Genomic DNA, 15,104 nt, shown 5'->3' on the forward strand with positions numbered 1-15,104 from the left:
CGCTGGTGGGGGGGGCGGCCGCGTACCCCGCGGCTAACTGCTCCCCCGGGCCACCCACCGGCTGCGGGGTCCGCCCCGCGGGTGGGTGCCGGAAACTCGGCCTACGCTCATGGATCAGCCCGCCGAGGCGACCACACCGAATGACCTTTCACCGCCGGATGCTCCGGCCTCATGAGGTGGTGGGCGCGGAGTGCTCGGGGGCGGGGCGGCGGATGGGGGTGAAGAGCGCGATCGTCGCGATCAGCAGGCAGGCGGTGCCGGCCAGGAGGCAGATCACGGTGACGCCGTAGCCGCCCGCACCCCAGGTCAGGACGGCCGCGCCCACCGGGCCGAGGGAGAAGTGGATCGTCCAGAACGCCGAGGTGACGCGGCCGAGCAGATGGTCCGGGGTCACCTGCTGGCGCAGGGACATCGAGCAGATCCCGGCCACGCTGACGCCGCAGAGGTAGACGGCCATCAGGGCGGCGATCACCGGGACACGGCCGGAGAGGCCGACGCACGCCATGGCGAGCCCGCTGGTCGCGAGGGCGCCGATCCAGGTGACGCCGAAACCGAGCCTGCGGCGGACGGGCGCCACGAGCACGGCTCCGGCGATCGTGCCGGCCGCGGCGACCGCGAGGACCGTGCCGACGGTGCCGTCGGAGTGGCCCAGATCGTGCTTGAGGTGGTAGATCAGGACGTCGGTCATGCCGAGCGTGAAGAAGATGAAGAAGGAGAGCAGGATCGTCAGGGAGCGCAGCACCGGGTGCCGCCAGAGGAACCGGGCACCGGCCAGCAACTCCTGCCAGGGCCGCTGGCGCGGCGGCGCGGGCGCGCCGGCCTCGGGTCGCTTGAACCGGACGAAGTACAGGCCCGCCGCCGACAGCGCGAAGCTCGCCGCGTTGATGGCGATCGCCGCGGTCGGGCCGAACTGTCCGGAGACCACCCCGGCGAGCAATGGGCCGCCGACACCGGCCGCCGCGGCGGTCGCGTAGAGCCGGCCGTTGGCCTCGGTGATGCGGTCGCCCTCCACCAGATTGCGCACCGCGGTCACGTAGGTGACCTGGAAGACCATCCCGATCGCCTCGCTGAGCGGCAGCACCACGTAGAGCAGCCAGACCTGGGGGCCGAACGCCCAGACGAGCGGGACGAGCCCGTACAGCACCAGGCGGGCGAGGTCGCAGCAGATCAGCAGGGTCCGCCGGTCGAGCCGGTCGGCCAGGATCCCGGCGAAGATCCCGGCACCGACCGACGCGGCACCGGCCACGCCCGTCAGCAGGCCCATCTGCGCGACAGACCCGGTCACGTTCAGCACCAGCAGCGGGATGGCGATGTAGGCGAACGAGTCCCCGGCGACGGAGAGCGTCTGGGAGACCCAGAAGACGTTGAAGTTCCGGTCCCGCCACAGCGGGCGCACGTTCTCTGCTTCCTCTGATCCCGGCACCAGGGGACTATCCCTCACCTTGGCGATCTTTTCCAGCGGTTAATCGTCCAGGACGAAGGAGAGGTAGCGGTCGGCGGAGCGGCGGACGGCCTCGGCGCCGTCGGTGTGCACGATCCGCTTCCACCAGCCGCCGTAGACGCGGTCGAAGGCGTACGGCTCCAGGAGCGACAGGGCGCGGCGGATCGTGGCGGGGCGTTCGGGGATCAGGTTGGGGTAGCTGTACATGAAGCCGACCCAGCGGCGGTCGGCCACCACCTGGAGGATGTCGCCGGAGAACAGCGCACCCCGGCCGTCCTCGGCGTCGCGCCAGTGCATGACCTGGCCGCCGTCGAAGTGCACGCCCGCGTTGACCAGCGTCACTCCTTCGAGGATCTCGTGGGTGTCGCCCTCCCAGAAGAGCACCGACTCGTCGGGGCGGGCCACCCAGGCGCGGTCGGCCGCGTGCAGGTGGATCGGCGCGTCGAAGGCGTGCGCCCATTCGACCATCGAGCCGTAGAAGTGCGGGTGGCTGATCGCGATGGCGTCGATCCCGCCGAGCTCGCCGACCTGCCTGATCAGCTCGTCGTCGAGGTGGCTGACCATGTCCCACAGCACGTTGCCGGCGGGGGTGCGGACCAGCAGGGCGCGTTGCCCGATGGCGGTGGCGGGGTCGGTGCCGATGCCGACGACCCCGGTGCCCTCCTCGGCGAGGTGCGGCCTGTGTCCGCTCTCGCGTAGCTCGTTGAGGGAGGTCCAGCGCTGGCCCTCCCAGCCGACGTACTGCCGCTCGTCCTCGCAGATCGGGCAGTCATCCCGCGCCGTGGCGTACTGGACCCCGCAGGTGACGCAGATGGGCAGATCGTTCACTTCGGAACTCCTTCGACCGGGTCAGCGCCGGTAGACCTGCTCGCCGCCGACGAAGGTCATCGCGACCCTCGTCCGCCAGATCTCGGTCTGCGGCTCGGTGAACGGGTCGCGGTCCAGGACGACCAGGTCGGCGCGGTTGCCGGGGACGATGGTCCCCGCGTCGTCGTCGTGGTTGATCCGGGCCGAGCCGGCGGTGTAGGCGGTCAGCGCGGTGGCCAGATCCAGGCGCTGGCCGGGCAGGAACGGAGTCTGCGCCGTCGGGTAGTCCGCGTGCACCGAGCTGGGCGGCTCGGTGCGGTTGACGGCCACGTGCAGGCCCTGGATCGGGTCGGGGTTGGAGACCGGCCAGTCGCTGCCCGCACAGAAGCGGGTGCCCGAGCGCAGCAGGTCGGCGAACGGGTACTGCCAGCCGGAGCGCTTCTCGCCCAGGAACGGCAGGGTCAGCTCGTCCATCTGGGCGTGGTGGGTGGCCCAGAGCGGCTGCAGGTTGGCGGTCACGCCGAGCTCGGCGAAGCGCGGCACGTCGGAGGGCTCGACGATCTGCAGGTGCGCGATGTGGTGCCGGTTGGCCGGGTCGGTCCCCTCGAAGCTGTCCAGCGCCTCGCGGACCGCCCGCTCGCCGATGGCGTGGAAGTGGACCTGGAAGCCGTGCCGGTCCAGCTCGGCGACGCACTCCTTCAGCAGCGCCGGCTCCACGTACGACAGGCCGGTGCCGCCGCAGCGGCAGTAGGGCTCGATCACCGCGGCGGTGAAGTTCTCGGCGATGCCGTCCTGCATGATCTTCACCGAGGTGGCGCGGAACCGCTCCAGGCCCGTGGCCGACTCGCGCCGCTCCAGCAGCTCGGGGATCTGCTCGGCGCCGCGCGTCCGGTCCCACCACAGCGCGCCCACGACGCGGGCCCGCAGCGCGCCGGAGGCCGCCGCCGAGACGTACGTGGACAGCTGGTCGTCGTAGCCCGCGTAGGAGCCGACGATGGCGTCCTGCCAGCCGGTGACGCCGAGGGAGAACAGGTGGTCCTGGGCCGCCAGCAGCGCCTCGTGCATGTCCCGGGCGCTGGGACGGGGGGTGAGCAGGCCGACCAGGTCCATCGCGCCCTCGTGCAGTACGCCGCTCGGCGTGCCGTCGGCGTCGCGCTCGATCCTGCCGTCGGCCGGGTCTGGGGTGTCGCGGGTGATCCCGGCCAGCTCCAGCGCCCGGCTGTTGACCCAGGCGGCGTGGTGGTCGCGCTGGATCAGATAGACCGGGCGGTCGACGACGTCGAGCTGGGAGCGGTGCGGGAGGCCGCCGGGAAAGGCCGACATGTCCCAGCCGCCGCCGTCGATCCACTCGTGGCCGGGGTGGGAGTCCGCGTAGGCGACGATCTTCTCCACGTACTCCGGCAGGCCGTAGACCTCGGACAGGTCGCACCTGGCCCGCTCCAGGCCCGCCTGCACCGGGTGGATGTGCGCGTCGGTGAACCCGGGGGTCAGCAGGCGGCCGTCCAGGTCGACGACCTCGTGGCCGGGGGCGGCCAGCCGTACGACGTCGGACTCCGTGCCTACGGCGGCGATCCGGCCGTCACGGACCAGCACCGCCTCGGCGAAGGCGTCGGTGGCGAGGAAGACCCGGCCGCCCAGGAAGAGCAGGTCGCTCACTGTTGCACCATCCTTCTGTCGGTGGCCCGGAGGTCGCTGACGCCCCCGGGATGCCGCTTGATCACCTACACTGCACGCTCGACCGGCCGAGGTCCAGGGTGAGTTTCTCCGGGCGCCCGCCGCCGTCCGGCGTCCGGGGCCGTCTTCCCCGGCGCTCAGCGTCCGGTGATGGAGTCGGCGACGCGGGCCAGCACCGAGGTGCGGCCGAGTCCCGCCTTCTCCCTGGCGTCGGCCCGCCGGTAGAGGTCGTACATGGTGTGCACGCCGATCCACCGCAGCGGTTCCACCTCCCAGCCCCGCACCTTGCGGTCCACCCAGGGCAGGGAGGCGAGCTCGGTGTCCTCGCGCAGGATCAGGTCGCGCAGGGTACGGCCGGCGAGGTTGGTCGTGGTCACCCCGTGGCCGGTGTAGCCGCCCGCCCAGCCGATGCCGGTGGCGTGGTCGACGTGCACGGTGGCGCACCAGTCGCGCGGCACGCCGAGCACCCCGGACCAGGCGTGCGCCACCTTCGAGGCCCTGACCGCGGGGAACATCCCGGTCAGCAACTCCCAGAGCGCCTCGATCGTCCACTCGTGGGTGCGGCCCCGCTCGTCCACCCGGGAGCCGTAGAGGTAGGGCTTGCCGCGCCCGCCGAACGCGATCCGGCCGTCGGCGGTGCGCTGGGCGTACATGTAGTAGTGCGCCATGTCGCCGAGCAGCTCGTGGCCCTCCCAGCCGATCTCGTCCCACAGCCCGCCCAGCGGCTCGGTGACGATCATCGAGCTGTTCATCGGCAGCCAGGCGCGGTGGTACTGCTTCAGCTCGGCGGTGAAACCCTCGGTGGCGCGGATGACGTAGTCGGCGCGGACCGTGCCGTGCGGCGTGCGGGCCTCGCGCGGGGCGATCTCGGTGACCGGGGTGCGCTCGAAGATCTTCACCCCGAGGTCCCGCACGGTCTGGGCCAGGCCGCGGGCCAGCTTGGCGGGCTGGATCCTGGCGCAGTGCGGGCTCCAGATCGCGCTGACCGCGCCGGCCACCCGCAGGCGCTCCTCCCGCTCCGCCGGATCGAGCAGCCGCACGTCATCCTCGGTCCAGCCCCAGTGGCGCTCGTGGGCGAGCAACCGGTGCAGCCGCCGGTCCTGGGCGGCGTTGGTGGCGACCGTGGTGACGCCGCCCTTGACGATGTCCGCGTCGATGTTCTCGTCCTCGGCGATCGTGATGACCTCGTCGATCGCCTCGAACATCACTCGCTGCAGCCGCTTGGCCGCGTCCGTGCCGTGCGTCCTGGCGTAGCGCTCGGGGGTGCCCGCCAGCTCGCCGACCAGCCAGCCGCCGTTGCGCCCTGAGGCGCCGTAGCCGGCGAACTCCTTCTCCAGCACCACGACCCGCAGGGTGGGGCTGGCCTTCTTCAGGTAGTAGGCGGTCCACAGGCCGGTGTAGCCGGCGCCGACGATGGCCACGTCGGCGTCGAGGTCGCCGCCGAGGGGAGTGCCGGCCGTGGGGATGCCGAGGGAGCGGTACCAGAAGGAGACGTCTCCGTTGACGAAATCCCCAGCCAGGGGAACACGCGTGCTCATGGCCTCATATCCTGCTATATCCGTCTATTGTGATGCGCCTGTCAACGGAAACCGTTGCAGAAAAGCAGTCCTGCCACGTAATGAGTGATCCGCTAGATGTAACGGCGGGCTCACTCATGTGTAGCAGTCCCGTAACAGGGTCAGGTAAGGCTATCTCCCGACAGAGGGAGCATTCTGATGGGGTTTCTGAGGATTCGTACTACCGTTGACGAGCGGCCGGGGCGTCTCGCCTCGCTGGCCGCCGCGCTCGCCGCCAAGGGCGGCAACATCCTGGGCCTGAGCGTCCAGACCGACGCGGACGGCACGGTCGACGAGTTCGTCACGGACATCCCCGCCGGTGCCGAGGCGGTGCGCGAGGCCCTGGAGGCGGTCGGTGGACGCGAGGTCCTGGTCGTCCCCGCCACCGCGCACGAGTTGACGGACGAGCCCACCCGCGTGCTCCTGCTCGCCTCCCGGCTGCGTACGACACCCTGGCGCCTGCCCGAGCTGCTTGGGGAACTGCTGCGCGCCGACGACTCCCGCTGGGTCTACGGTGCCGAGATGAGCGATCTCCCGGACCCCACGCTGCTCACCGTGCCCGTGGCCCCGCGCCGCGCGATCAGGGTGCGCCGGGCCGAGCTGCCCTTCACCCTGACCGAGGCCGCCCGCGCGGCCTCCTTCGTGCGGCTGGCGCAGCCCCCCGTCGAGCAGTCCGGCACCGACCGCGACATCACGCTCTCCGACGGCGTCGAGGTCCAGGTCCGCCCGCTCACCCGGCTCTACCGCGAGGCCGTACGCGACCTGCACGACCGCTGCTCGCCCGAGGCCCGCAGGTTCCGCTACTTCACCGCGATGCCCCTGCTGCCGCCGAAGGTCTTCGACCGGCTCTGCGACCGCACGAAGGGTCACTCCATCGTCGCCGGGCACGACGGCCAGGTCGTCGGCCTCGCCAACCTGATGTTCACCCCCGACCCCGGCATCGCCGAGATGGCCTTCCTGGTCGAGGACCGCTGGCAGGGCAGGGGACTGGGCGCGTCCCTGGCCCAGATGCTCGTCGGCCAGGCCCGGGACCTGGGCTTCGCCGAGGTCAGAGCCACCCTGCTCTCCGACAACGTGCGCATGCGCAGGCTCCTGGTCTCACTTGGCGCGACCCTGAGTTACACCGAGGACCCCGGCGTGGTGGAAGCCAGGCTGGCCGTGGGAGTGATGGCGACGGCATCCCCGAGTTGAACCCATCATTCGGCCTCCCCGTTTCGGGATCGCTCAGGGCTCCCGAAGCGGGGAGGGCCCACTCCCATGCCCTCTCACGAGGGCGGGTGCGGGCGGTTCCCTCTCTGACCCCGCCTAGCGGGCGTGTGCCCTACCCGGTTCTGCGGGAGGGTTCTCAGGGAGCCTGCTCCTTTGGTGGGCCGGGCTCGCGGGGCGCGTCAGCGGCGTCGATGGCGTCCAGCCTGCGCTCGATCCGGTCCAGGCTCTCCTGGATGCGCTCCAGTCTGGCCGAGAGTGACGCGCCCATCACCGGAAAGCCCTCCTCGGTGGTCACCACGCGGTCGGGGCCACGCTGCCCGAGCAGCGTGATCACCTGGGCGCGTACGGCGTCCAGGTGCGCCCCCTGCCCGGCCAGTACCCGGGCGGCCACGCCCTCGCCCTCGCGGATCAGACCGAGCAGGATGTGCTCGGTGCCGATGTAGGTGTGGTGCAGGCCGAGTGCCTCCCGCAGCGACAGTTCGAGCACCTTCTTGGCGTGCGGGGTGAAGGGGATGTGACTGCCGGGGGTCTCCTCACCCCTGCCGATGATCTCCTCCACGTCGTTCCTGACCCGCTCGCCGTCGATGTCCAGGGCCCGCAGGGCGCGGCCGGCGACGCCGTCCTGCTCAAGGACCAGGCCGAGCAGGATGTGCTCGGTGCCGATGTGGTCGTGGCCGAGCCTCCGGGCCTCCTCCTGGGCCAGGACCACGACACGGCGGGCACGGTCGGTGAAGCGCTCGAACACTGGGAGCCTCCGTGAGGGGTGTCGAGGTGCTTGCCCCCACTATGCGCCAGACGTCCGATGAGCGGGAGGAAAAGCTCCGGTGAAATTCTCGCGCCGCCCGGCATTCGCCGCCGTAATCGTACATTTTACTGTTAGATTCAGGGTAAATGACTTTTAAACCCGGGTGTGGCGTGCGTAGGGTCGCCCGCATGACGATCGACACGTTCATCGACGCCCTCCCCAAGGTCGAGCTCCACGTCCACCTGATCGGCTCCGCCTCGCCCGCCACCGTGCTGGAACTCGCCCGCCGCCACCCCGGCGGGGGCGTTCCCACGACCGAGGAGGAGTTGCTCGCCTTCTACAAATTCCGTGACTTCCCGCACTTCGCCGAGATCTACCAGGCGATCAACGCCCTGGTCCGGGAGCCCGAGGACGTGGCGACCCTGGTGCTCGGCCTGGCCGCGGACCTGGCCCGGCAGAACGGGCGCTACGTCGAGCTGACCGTCACCCCGTACGCGCACCACGTCATGGGCATGCCGATGCGGGAGGTCACCGAGGCACTCGACCTGGCCGCCCGGCGTGCCCGTGAGGAGCACGGCGTGCGGATGGCGTACGTCTTCGACATCCCCGGCGAGTACGGCGTCGAGGCGGCCCGGTTCACCCTGGACCACGCGCTCGGAGAACCTCCCCAGGAGCTGGTAGGTTTCGGGCTGGCCGGGATCGAACAGGAGCGTCCGAAATATCGCGACGCCTTCCGGGACGCCTTCCGCGCCGCCACCGCCGCCGGGCTGCGCAGCCTGCCGCACGCGGGCGAGATGAGCGGCCCGGAGACCATCTGGGAGGTCCTCGACCACCTGGGCGCCGAGCGGATCGGCCACGGCATCGCCTGCGTGCAGGACCCCCGCCTGGTCGCCCACCTGCGCGAGACACAGATCCCGCTGGAGGTCTGCCCCACCTCCAACGTCTGCACCGGCCAGGTCGCCCGCATCGAGGAGCACCCGCTGCCCCGCATGATCGAGGAGGGCCTGTTCGTCACCCTCAACAGCGACGACCCGCCCATGTTCGCCACCACCCTGAGCGGCGAGTACCGTACCGCCGCCGAACACCTGGGCCTGGACCGCGCCACCCTCGCCGCTCTGGCCCGCAACGCCGTCGAGGCCTCGTCCATGGACCCGGCGGGCAAGAAGGAGATCCTCGACGAGATCGACGCTCTCACCGCCCAGCCCTCCGGGACGGCACCCTGACCGCCCATGACGGCCATCTCGAAGATCGCGATCGTCAGGTCATGTCGATTCGCGATAGGCGCGCCGTCGCCGCGCGGCCTCGCGGAGCACGGGCGCCTCGTCCGGCTCGTCGAACTGCTCGGCGGGCATCGGCGTGACGTCGGATGGTTCGGCCACCATCCCCTCCATTCCGCGGTGTTCGTGCGGCCCCGTCGCGGACCGAGGGCCACCGTAACGGTAATCAGTGAATCGCACACCGTGACCGCGATGGTCGACGCGGGCCGGACCAAGGCGAAAGCGAGGGGCCGGGCTCAGGGGGAGGAGATCCGGCCCAGGGAGGAGGGGATCTTGGAGGCGGCGGCCCGGTCCAGCAGGAAGAGGGTTCGCCGGCTGCCTCGGGCACCGGCCGCGGGGACCTGCATCGTTCCCGAGTCCGACAGTGCCAGCCGTACCGCTCTCGCCTTCTCCTCACCGGCGGCGATCACCCACACGTCGCGGGAGCCCTGGATGACCGGCATCGTCAGCGAGATGCGAGTGGGCGGCGGTTTGGGCGAGCCGTGCACCGCCACCACCGGGCGGGTGTCGTACAGGGCGGGCATGCCGGGAAAGAGCGAGGCCACATGGCCGTCCGGGCCCATGCCGAGCATCATGAGGTCGAACGACGGCGCCGGGCCGTGGTCCTCGGGGCGCGAGGCCCGGCGGAGCTCCTCGGCGTAGGCGTCGGCCGACTCCTCGGCGGTCATGCCCGAGTCGGGGCCGCGCATCACGTGCACCCGCTCGGGGTCGAGGTCTATGTGGTCCAGCAGGGCCTTGCGGGCGCCGGTCTCGTTGCGCTCGGCGTCACCGGCCGGCAGGAAACGCTCGTCGCCCCACCAGATGTCCACCTTGCGCCAGTCGACGGCGTCCCTGGCCGGGGAGGCGGCGATCTCGGCGAGGGTGGCGAGGCCGACGGTGCCGCCGGTCAGGACCAGCTGGGCCGAGCCCTTGGCCGCCTGGGCGTCGATGGCACGGATGATCACCCGGGCGGCGACGGCCTTGGCGAGCACGTCGGCGTCGCGATGGATGATCACAGTGGGAACGCTCACGGAACTTCTCTTTCAAGGAAAGGCGCCCCGCGGCAGGCCGCGGGGCGCTCACGACTCAGGACTTGCGGGTCCGGGCGAGCCGCTGGATCGCGGCCGCGTAGATCTCGTCGGGGTCCAGCCGCCGCAGCTCCTCGGCGAGCAGGTCCGACGTCGGGCGCCGGGCCAGCGCGACCCGGCGGTCCGGCTGGCCGGGACGCGAGAGCATGGCCAGGCGGCCGTCGCCCCGGGTGATGGTGATGTCGCCGTCGCCCGAGACCAGCTTGACGGCGGTCAGGCCGGGGCCGGGAGAGTCGGAGACCTTCACCGGCGCGCCGAGGCGCTCACCGAGCCAGGCCGCCAGCAGCAGGGCGCTGGCATGGCCGGGCACGGCCTCCACGGTGCCCCGCTTGACCTTGGCCACCGGCTGGTCGAACGCGGCGGCCAGCAGGCTCCGCCACGTCGTCAGCCGGGTCCAGGCCAGGTCGGTGTCGCCGGGCACGTACCCGCGGGCCCGGCCGGCGATCGCCTTGACCGAGTCGGGTGCGGACCGCGCGTCGACGATGCGGCGCTGGGCCAGCATGCCGATCGGATCCGCGGCCGGGACCTCGGGGCAGTCGCTGGGCCACCAGGCGACCACCGGGGTGTCGGTGAGCAGCAGCGGGCTGACCACCGAGTCGGCGTGCCTGGTCAGCTCCCCGTACAGACGGAGCAGTATCACCTCGCCCGGGGTCGACTCGCCGAACCGGATCTCGGCGTCGAGCCGGTTGGGCTCGTTCGGGTCGCGAGGAATGACGACCAGTATCCGGGAGGGATGCTCCCTGGCCGCCTCGGTCGCCGCCCGGACCGCGTCGTACTGGTCGCTCTCGCCACAGACCACCACCAGGGTCAGCACCATGCCGACGGCCGGGGTGCCCATCTGGTGGCGCAGGTGGGTGAGCTGGGAGGAGATCTTCGAGGCGGTCGTGCCGCTGAGCATGAAGCTGGTCATCTAAAGCCGCCTCCAGACGCGCCCGTCACGGGCCATCATCTCGTCGGCCGAGGCCGGCCCCCAGGTGCCCGCGGGATACTCCTCCGGCGGGCCCTGGGTGCTCCAGAAGTCCTCGATCGGGTCGAGGATCTTCCAGGACAGCTCGACCTCGCGCTGGTGCGGGAAGAGCGGCGGGTCGCCGATCAGCACGTCGAGCAGCAGCCGCTCGTAGGCCTCGGGGGAGGACTCCATGAACGACTCGCCGTAGGCGAAGTCCATCGAGACGTCCCTGACCTCCATGGCGGTGCCCGGAACCTTGGAACCGAACCGCACAGTGATGCCCTCGTCCGGCTGCACCCGGATGACCAGGGCGTTCTGCCCGAGTATCTCGGTGTCGTCCTTGCTGAACGGAAGGTGCGGCGCGCGCTGGAACACCACGGCCACCTCGGTGACCCGGCGGCTGAGCCTTTTGCCGGTGCGCAGGTAGAACGGCACCCCCGCCCAACGCCGGTTGGCGATCTCCAGCTTGATGGCGGCGTAGGTCTCGGTGATCGAGTCGGGCGGGATGCCCTCCTCCTGCGTGTAGCCGATGACCGGCTCGCCGCCCTGCCAGCCGGCCCCGTAACGGCCGCGCGCGGTGGTCAGCGACAGGTCCGACGGCAGCCGCACCGCCTTGAGGACCTTCTCCTTCTCCCTGCGCAGCGAGTCGGCTCCGAACGACGTCGGATCCTCCATGCCGACCAGGGCCAGCAGCTGCAACAGGTGGTTCTGGATCACGTCGCGCGCCGCGCCGATGCCGTCGTAGTAGCCGGCCCGGCCGCCGATGCCGATGTCCTCGGCCATCGTGATCTGCACGTGGTCGACATAACCCCGGTTCCAGATCGGCTCGAACAGGTTGTTGGCGAACCGCAGCGCCAGGATGTTCTGGACGGTCTCCTTGCCCAGGTAGTGGTCTATGCGGAACACCGAGCTCTCCGGGAAGACCGCGCTGGTGATCGCGTTGAGCTCCTGGGCGCTCCGCAGGTCGTGCCCGAACGGCTTCTCGATCACCACCCGGCGCCAGGAGCCCTTGGGGCCGTCCGCCAGGTCGGTCCGCTTCAGCTGCTGGACCACGACGGGGAAGAACTTCGGCGGCACCGACAGGTAGAAGCCGTAGTTGCCGCCGGTGCCCCGGGTCTCGTCGATCTCCTTGAGCATCATCGCCAGCGCGTCGAAGGCGCCGTCGTCGGTGAACTCGCCGCGGCAGAAGAAGATGCCCTCCGACAGCTGCTTCCAGACCTCCTCGCGGAACGGCGTGCGCGCGTGTTCCTTGACGGCGTCGTGGGTCAGCTGCGCGAAGTCCTGGTCCTCCCAGTCCCGGCGGGCGAAGCCGACCAGGGAGAAGCCCGGGGGTAGCAGCCCCCGGTTCGCCAGGTCGTAGATTGCCGGTAGCAGCTTCTTGCGTGCCAGGTCGCCGGTCACGCCGAACAGCACCAGCACGCACGGCCCCGCCACGCGCGGCAGGCGCTTGTCGCGCGGGTCGCGCAGCGGGTTGGACTCGATCAGGGCCTCGGTGATGCCGGCGGTCGAGGCGGCGGTGGCCGTGGTGACCGCCCCCTCGTGCGCGGTGCCCGTGGTGGTGAGCTCCTCGGCCCGAGGCCGGTCGGCCTGGGGCTGGGAGTTCTCCTTGCTCATTCGAACCTCCGGCGGCCCATCAGACCTCCCGTGAGGCGGCGAGCAGGTGCGCGACACCGGCGGCACGGTCGGTCAGGTGCAGTCGCACGGCGGGGCGCCCCCGGCTGGCCAGGGCACCCAGGTCGCCCAGCGCCTGGGCGAGCTGGAGGCGGCCCAGGGTGTAGGGCTTGCCGGGAACCTCCAGGTCGTTCTCGACGGCCCCGGTGATCTGCAGGAACACCCCGTTCTGCGGGCCGCCCTTGTGGTACTGGCCGGTGGAGTGCAGGAAGCGGGGTCCCCACCCGAAGGTGACCGGCCGCTCGGTGCGGACCGCGAGCATCCCGCGGAGCGTGGCCGGGTCGGCCGCGCTCCACACGTCCGTCATCTCCTCGAACGAGGCGCCCTCGGGGTACGGGGCGTCGAAGGCCGCCTCCCTGTCGAGGTAGGCCATCACCGCGAGGTAGCCGTCGGAGGGGATCGCCTCCAGCAGCCCGGTGAGCACGTCGGACAGGCTCTTGGGGGCCTCCACGCCCGGCGGCAGATCGCCGTAGACCTCCACCGGGCCGTCGACGAGGATCGGGGTGCCGACCGGCAGCTCGCTCTGGTCGAGCAGTTTGGCGGTGTTCTCCTTGGACTCGGCCACGTTCGGCTGGTTGAACGGGTCGATGCCCAGGACGCGCCCGGCGATGGCCGTGGCGTACTCCCAGATGAGGAACTGCGCGCCCAGCGGGCCGGCGACGGTCACCACGCCGTCGGTGTCGATCCCGGCGAGCAGCTCGTCGTCGGCGTCGCCGGGGTCGGCGCCCACGACGGGCAGGATGCCCTTGCCGGACTTGCCGGTGGACTCGGCGACCAGCTGCTCGATCCAGTCGGGCAGGCCGTTGATCTCCGAAAGACCGTCCTCGATCACGAGCTTGTCGCGCCCGGCGACCGCGGCGGCACCCAGGGCGGCGCCCAGGTCGAGGCCGGGGTTGCCCGCTGAGCGCGACAGCAGCGGCAGCACCTCGGCGGCGTCGTCGAGCAGCCGCTCGACGTCGGCGCCCGCCAGCGCGCTGGGCACCAGCCCGAACGCCGTCAGGGCGCTGTAGCGGCCGCCCACGTTCGGGTCGGCCAGGACCACCCGGTAGCCCGCCTCGCGGGCACTGAGCTCCAGCGGCGAGCCCGGGTCGGTGATGACGACGATCCTTCTGGCCGGGTCGATCCCGGCGTCGCGGAAGGCCTTCTCGTAGATCCGCCGGTGGCTGTCGGTCTCGACGGTGCCGCCGCTCTTGCTGGCGACGACCAGGAGCGTGCTCTCCAGCCGGTCCTCCAGCGCGCGGCGCACCTGGCCGGGGTCGGTGGTGTCGAGGACGGTCAGCGGGACGTCGGCGGAGCCGGTGATGACCTCGGGAGCGAGGGAGGAGCCGCCCATGCCCGCCAGGACCACGTGGTCCAGGCCCTCGGCGCGGGCCCACTCCACCAGCTCGCCGATCTCACCGAGCAGTGGCCTGCTCGTCAGCGGGAGGTTGAGCCAGCCAAGGCGGACGGCCGCCTCGGGCTCGGCCTCCGGGCCCCACAGCGTGGGGTCGCCGGCGGCCAGGGACTGGGGGACCCCCTCGGAGACGAGCCGGCCGGCCGTCTCCGAGGCCTGCTCGGTGAGGTCGTCCTCGCCGAACGTTACGGACACTGACATGTGTTCCCTCATGCCTTCTTCAGCTCGGCGGTGACGGTCGCCAGCAGGTCGGTCCAGGAGGCCTCGAACTTGTCCACGCCGTCCTCCTCCAGGAACCTCACGACGTCGTCGTAGTCGATGCCGATCTCCTTGAGCGCGGCCATGGTGTTCCAGGCCTCCTCGTAGGAGGGGCGGACCGTGTCACCGGTGATCCTGCCATGGTCGGCGGCCGCCTCGAGGGTCTTCTCCGGCATCGTGTTGACGGTGCCGGAGGTGACCAGCCCGTCGACGTAGAGGGTGTCGGGGTAGTCGGGGTTCTTGGTACCGGTGGAGGCCCACAGGGGGCGCTGCGGCCGGGCTCCGGCCAGGGCCAGTGCCTGCCAGCGCGGGGAGGCGACGACCTCCTCGAAGGCGGCGAAGGCCAGCCGGGCGTTGGCGAGCGCGGCCTTGCCCTTCAGCGCCAGGGCCTCGGGGGTGCCGATCTTGTCCAGGCGCTTGTCGATCTCGCCGTCCAGCCGGCTGACGAAGAACGAGGCCACCGACTCGATGTTCGACAGGTCGAGGCCCTTGGCCTTGGCCTGCTCAAGGCCGCTCAGCCAGGCGTTCATCACGGCGCGGTAGCGTTCCAGGGAGAAGATCAGCGTGACGTTGACGCTGATGCCCTCGGAGATCGCCTGGGTGATCGCGGGCAGGCCCTCGACGGTGGCCGGGATCTTGATGAACAGGTTGGGCCGGTCGACCAGCCACCACAGCGCGCGCGCCTCGGCGACGGTCTTCTCCGTCTCCCTGGCCAGGCGCGGGTCGACCTCGATCGACACCCGGCCGTCCACGGTGCCGGTGGCGTCGTAGACGGGGCGCAGCACGTCGGCGGCCCAGCGGATGTCGTAGGTGGTGATGGAGCGCACCGCCTCCTCGACGTCGACGCCGCGGATCTTCAGATCGTGCAGCTGGGTGTCGTAGGCGTCGCCCTTGCTCAGCGCGGAGGCGAAGATCGTCGGGTTGGAGGTGACGCCGACCACCTGCCGGTCGCGGATCAGCGACTGGAGATTGCCGGTGCGCAGACGCTCGCGGCTGATGTCGTCCAGCCAGATGGAGACGCCCTGCTCGGAGAGTTTCCTCAGGATCTCACTCATGA

The 15,104-nt window shown here is 71.2% G+C and carries 11 protein-coding genes and 1 pseudogene; 2 read left to right on the forward strand and 10 right to left on the reverse strand.

Going from position 1 to position 15,104, the window contains the following annotated elements; translation table 11 throughout:
• Positions 1 to 169: 169 nt before the first annotated feature.
• The 4 genes from ABZU75_RS13285 to ABZU75_RS13300 all read right to left on the reverse strand — a co-directional run bounded on the left by ABZU75_RS13285 (position 170) and on the right by ABZU75_RS13300 (position 5,460).
• Complete coding sequence (locus tag ABZU75_RS13285) at positions 170 to 1,423, reverse strand: MFS transporter (RefSeq protein WP_355553197.1); 1,254 nt, start codon at positions 1,421 to 1,423, stop codon at positions 170 to 172.
• A gap of 39 nt (positions 1,424 to 1,462) precedes the next feature.
• Positions 1,463 to 2,269: an MBL fold metallo-hydrolase gene (locus ABZU75_RS13290; RefSeq protein WP_355553200.1), complete on the reverse strand. Its 807-nt coding sequence runs from the start codon at positions 2,267 to 2,269 to the stop codon at positions 1,463 to 1,465.
• A gap of 21 nt (positions 2,270 to 2,290) precedes the next feature.
• Positions 2,291 to 3,904: an amidohydrolase gene (locus ABZU75_RS13295; protein WP_355553203.1), complete on the reverse strand. Its 1,614-nt coding sequence runs from the start codon at positions 3,902 to 3,904 to the stop codon at positions 2,291 to 2,293.
• A 155-nt stretch (positions 3,905 to 4,059) separates the two neighbouring features.
• The gene (locus ABZU75_RS13300) at positions 4,060 to 5,460 is read right to left on the reverse strand and encodes an FAD-binding oxidoreductase (RefSeq protein WP_355553206.1); all 1,401 of its coding nucleotides are present in this window, start codon (positions 5,458 to 5,460) and stop codon (positions 4,060 to 4,062) included.
• A 177-nt stretch (positions 5,461 to 5,637) separates the two neighbouring features.
• Here ABZU75_RS13300 and ABZU75_RS13305 point away from each other — a divergent pair, with 177 nt between their 5' ends.
• Complete coding sequence (locus ABZU75_RS13305; RefSeq protein WP_355553209.1) at positions 5,638 to 6,669, forward strand: GNAT family N-acetyltransferase; 1,032 nt, start codon at positions 5,638 to 5,640, stop codon at positions 6,667 to 6,669.
• 325 nt (positions 6,670 to 6,994) lie between these two features.
• Here ABZU75_RS13305 and ABZU75_RS13310 read toward each other — a convergent pair.
• Positions 6,995 to 7,432, reverse strand: a pseudogene (locus ABZU75_RS13310) (Clp protease N-terminal domain-containing protein); the annotation flags it as partial.
• 188 nt (positions 7,433 to 7,620) lie between these two features.
• Between ABZU75_RS13310 and add the strand changes: the two are divergent.
• The gene (add, locus tag ABZU75_RS13315) at positions 7,621 to 8,655 is read left to right on the forward strand and encodes an adenosine deaminase (RefSeq protein WP_355553212.1); all 1,035 of its coding nucleotides are present in this window, start codon (positions 7,621 to 7,623) and stop codon (positions 8,653 to 8,655) included.
• A gap of 290 nt (positions 8,656 to 8,945) precedes the next feature.
• Here the strand turns inward: add and pgl are convergent, their stop codons facing one another.
• Genes pgl through tal form a run of 5 tightly spaced genes read right to left on the reverse strand, consistent with a single transcriptional unit; the run spans position 8,946 to position 15,102 of the window.
• A complete protein-coding gene (gene pgl, locus ABZU75_RS13320) occupies positions 8,946 to 9,719 on the reverse strand; it encodes a 6-phosphogluconolactonase (protein WP_355553215.1) in 774 nt (257 codons plus the stop codon).
• Positions 9,720 to 9,774: 55 nt separating this feature from the next.
• Positions 9,775 to 10,686, reverse strand: a complete 912-nt coding sequence (locus ABZU75_RS13325; protein ID WP_355553218.1) for a glucose-6-phosphate dehydrogenase assembly protein OpcA — start codon at positions 10,684 to 10,686, stop codon at positions 9,775 to 9,777.
• Positions 10,687 to 12,339, reverse strand: a complete 1,653-nt coding sequence (gene zwf, locus ABZU75_RS13330; protein ID WP_355553221.1) for a glucose-6-phosphate dehydrogenase — start codon at positions 12,337 to 12,339, stop codon at positions 10,687 to 10,689.
• Between the two features lie 19 nt (positions 12,340 to 12,358).
• Complete coding sequence (locus ABZU75_RS13335; RefSeq protein ID WP_355553224.1) at positions 12,359 to 13,990, reverse strand: glucose-6-phosphate isomerase; 1,632 nt, start codon at positions 13,988 to 13,990, stop codon at positions 12,359 to 12,361.
• Between the two features lie 8 nt (positions 13,991 to 13,998).
• The gene (tal, locus tag ABZU75_RS13340; RefSeq protein WP_355553227.1) at positions 13,999 to 15,102 is read right to left on the reverse strand and encodes a transaldolase; all 1,104 of its coding nucleotides are present in this window, start codon (positions 15,100 to 15,102) and stop codon (positions 13,999 to 14,001) included.
• Between the last annotated feature and the right edge of the window lie 2 nt (positions 15,103 to 15,104).

Source organism: Streptosporangium sp. NPDC005286, assembly GCF_040607515.1.
In the GTDB taxonomy this organism is placed as follows: domain Bacteria; phylum Actinomycetota; class Actinomycetes; order Streptosporangiales; family Streptosporangiaceae; genus Streptosporangium.

Bases quoted from the DNA above. Each gene is read 5' to 3' on its own strand.
- zwf (WP_355553221.1), bottom strand. From the start codon at position 12,339: ATGAGCAAGGAGAACTCCCAGCCCCAGGCCGACCGGCCTCGGGCCGAG.
- ABZU75_RS13325 (WP_355553218.1), bottom strand. From the start codon at position 10,686: ATGACCAGCTTCATGCTCAGCGGCACGACCGCCTCGAAGATCTCCTCC.
- tal (WP_355553227.1), bottom strand. From the start codon at position 15,102: ATGAGTGAGATCCTGAGGAAACTCTCCGAGCAGGGCGTCTCCATCTGG.
- ABZU75_RS13305 (WP_355553209.1), top strand. From the start codon at position 5,638: ATGGGGTTTCTGAGGATTCGTACTACCGTTGACGAGCGGCCGGGGCGT.
- ABZU75_RS13300 (WP_355553206.1), bottom strand. From the start codon at position 5,460: ATGAGCACGCGTGTTCCCCTGGCTGGGGATTTCGTCAACGGAGACGTC.
- add (WP_355553212.1), top strand. From the start codon at position 7,621: ATGACGATCGACACGTTCATCGACGCCCTCCCCAAGGTCGAGCTCCAC.
- ABZU75_RS13335 (WP_355553224.1), bottom strand. From the start codon at position 13,990: ATGTCAGTGTCCGTAACGTTCGGCGAGGACGACCTCACCGAGCAGGCC.